The organism is Serratia sp. 14-2641 (assembly GCF_001692375.1).
Classification (GTDB): domain Bacteria; phylum Pseudomonadota; class Gammaproteobacteria; order Enterobacterales; family Enterobacteriaceae; genus Chania; species Chania fonticola_C.
The window spans coordinates 1-2,939 of record NZ_LXKR01000076.1; the positions used below are offsets into that span (position 1 = coordinate 1).

Annotated in this window: 2 protein-coding genes and 1 pseudogene; 1 reads left to right on the plus strand and 2 read right to left on the minus strand. The window is 49.3% G+C overall.

The genetic code is table 11. The features are described 5' to 3' along the window. Nucleotides 1-184, plus strand: a 184-nt coding sequence (locus A6U95_RS23520) for a RepA family replication protein (protein ID WP_275505127.1), incomplete at its 5' end; no start/stop codon positions are given. 1,229 nt (nucleotides 185-1,413) lie between these two features. On the opposite strand, the gene A6U95_RS23525 is transcribed toward A6U95_RS23520, so the two are convergent. Then, a complete protein-coding gene (locus A6U95_RS23525; protein ID WP_065686262.1) occupies nucleotides 1,414-2,418 on the minus strand; it encodes an IS110 family transposase in 1,005 nt (334 codons plus the stop codon). A gap of 196 nt (nucleotides 2,419-2,614) precedes the next feature. Further along, nucleotides 2,615-2,939, minus strand: a pseudogene (locus A6U95_RS23530) (IS91 family transposase); the annotation flags it as partial.

Consider the following 2,939-nt stretch of genomic DNA (forward strand, 5'->3'; position numbering starts at 1 on the left):
AGCGCAAAAACTGCTGCAGATGGAGCGCCAGCAGGCGCGCACTGAGATCCTTAACGGTCTGATAAAGATGTACAGCAAGGATGAGCTGGAGGCCATGGGCCACCTGGCGCTAAAGCGGCAGGTTGATCAGCGCTATCATGCCCTGCGCAAACTGGCCACGTCAGCCCCACCAGATACACCATAACCCCCTCTCTTTTGCCCGGTTTTCCGCCCTCCCGCCATTGATGCGCTTGATTGCGTAGGCCTCGGTACGCCCACTATTTCTGAATTGACTCTTAGGTGCCATTTTTCTGCGAGCCAGTCCGTCAAACCTACGACAAGTTCAAGGATCTGGCCGGGCGTTGCGAGTTTTCCACAGATAGATGCAAATACTTTGTGAAGACAAATGCCTGCTAAGAATTACATGCAAAGTAACTGTAACTTCATTAAGACCTAAAAAAACCTTACAAGAGCTCTGCTCTGTGGATAATGCTTTCACTTGCAGCGGGTAAACCCGCGCCGTTCAGAAACGGCGCAAGCGCCTTAAAAGTAGCTCCCGCCAATGGCGGGCAAAAGTCACACGACTAACTCATACACCTTCTCACAACTCAGCCATCGCAAAGCCAGCCCGCCCCGGGCCTAAAGGCCCGGAACAGAGTGGCTTTAAGATGGATGCTGTAACTAACCATCGAGTCGTTGTAAAAACTATCGCTGAAAGTTTCATATACACGCTCGTAAGCGGCCCTACCGGCCCGCTAACGCGGAGCTACGCCCCGACTGCGGCTACGCCTTGCCGTGACCACTCCGACCGCGCAAAAACAGTTTTGTGGTGCTATTAGTGGGATTGGCTCTACAGGGCGGGGGGGGATAGGCAAAACCTATCAGAACTGGGCGGCTATGCCGCGCGACCGGCGACCCTTATTATCTGAGTTCTTTATGGCCATGTTTGTCGCCTTCATGCGTAAACGCATTACTGAAAATTAGTTTAAGATCTCAAATCATACATAACCAAGTCGGAACAGGGGGGTGAGGTATAGTGCTGTAAAAAAATACAGCTAAGCTGTATCAAAAATCAAAATTGATCACATTCAGTATCAAAATAACCAAAAAAACGATATTTGGAGTCACTTTTTTGACCTAAAAAAGCAGACACATGAGTCTTGATGGTTAGGAATCTATGGCCACTCCCGTTTTTGCAACACCGATATTGAAGATATTGTTGGCTTGCATGAATCTATCCGGCGTCTTAATGGACCTTTAGCCCGCGCCCCGATGAGTTCCGCGCCTGGTGAACCTTATAAACTGGACGGCATTTTATCTGCCATTCCTAACCACAGGTTTTTCATCAGGCCGGTTAGCCGTTTTTATCATCAATGATCAGTATTCGCAAAACCAGATAAGTCACTGTTTTAAAATTATAAATACAACCTATAATTACGCGGCAAAGGATTGCTGCCGGGTCGTCAGTGCCCATGCGCTCCTGGCCAGCTTGTTTGCCAGTGCACAGGTCACCACAAAATTATTTTTCCGCAGTTGTAATTCCCTGACCCAGTCGGCAAGTTTCCCCGACCTGTGTTCCAGCGTCCGCAGGTACACTCTGGCACACTGTACCAGCAATGCCCTCAGCTTTTTGTTTCCCCGTTTACTGATGCCTAACAGCGTAGTTCGACCTCCCGTGCTGTACTGGCGAGGTACCAGCCCCGTTGAAGCGGCAAAATCCCGGCTGCTGCCATACTGTTTACCGTCACCCAATTGGGTGGAAAGAAGACTTGCAGTCAAAGGGCCGACGCAAGGGATCGAGAGTAATCGCTGGCCTGCACTATCTTCATCCAATGATATCTGCAGCTGAGTTTCTAACTCTTTAATTTGTTTAACAAGATAACCATAATGCTCACATAATTTTTGCAGCAAACCAGCCATGTAATGAGGGAGTTCGTTTGTCTCCAGAATTTCAGCGAAACGCTTTATCAGTGTCGAGCCTTTTGGGGCGCTGACACCAAATTCCAGTAAAAATGCCTGCATCTGATTTGTTGTTTTAACTTTGTCTCTGACCAGCGATTCTCTTACCCGGTGTAAGGCATGCATTGCCTGCTGAGTCTCTGTTCTGGGCTTAACAAAACGCATTGATGGTCGTGATGCGGCTTCGCAGATTGCTTCTGCATCAATAAAGTCATTTTTGTTTGTTTTGACGAATGGACGGACAAATTGTGGTGATATCAATTTGGGCGTGTGTCCAAGTTCTGTCAGTTTACGTACCATAAAGTTGGCACCACCGCAGGCTTCCATCACTATGGTGGTTGCCGGACATTGCGCCAGAAATTCAAACAGCTTTTGCCTTGTGAATTTTTTGCGATAAACCGCTCTCCCGTTGCCATCCTGACAATGGATGTGGAAAGAGTTCTTACCCAAGTCGATACCAATCAGCGCAATGTTTTCCATGGTAGTTCTCCGAATTAAGCCTGTTTTTAGCATAGTATCTAGGAGGAGGGAGTGGCCATCTCATTATCTGGATCACGTTTTTTGAGGATCCCTGACCATGAACCGTAGCGCGCAGCTCCCCGTGATGGTGCGGTATCACGATGGGTTATGCGTAAAAATGCCTGTTTTGCTGTATTTTTAATCCCAAACCTGTTTTTTAGGCGCACTTATCCAGAGCCGGTGCCTGAAGCCATCGTTTTTTCTCCATCCGCTGCAGCCTGGCCGACAGTAATTCTGTCGCATGCCTGCCAGCCTCGGCGCCAGCAAATCGCAGCCGATCGCCGCACAGGATGCATTGGTACGGATCTGTGCCCAGGAAGCCTTTCATCAACACTGCGAACCCGGGCCGTTTGGGCTTATCCCGCACCGTCATCGACAGCGCTTCGTAAACCTTCGGCAGCAGCGTGCCCCGCTTGCGGTTGGCCAAAAAACCGTAGTACCGCACCATTTTAAAATGCCGCGCGGGGATATGGCTGACGTAC

What these genes read in the sequence shown, in the direction of transcription:
- A6U95_RS23525 (WP_065686262.1), bottom strand. Translation starts at nt 2,418, where the DNA reads ATGGAAAACATTGCGCTGATTGGTATCGACTTGGGTAAGAACTCTTTC.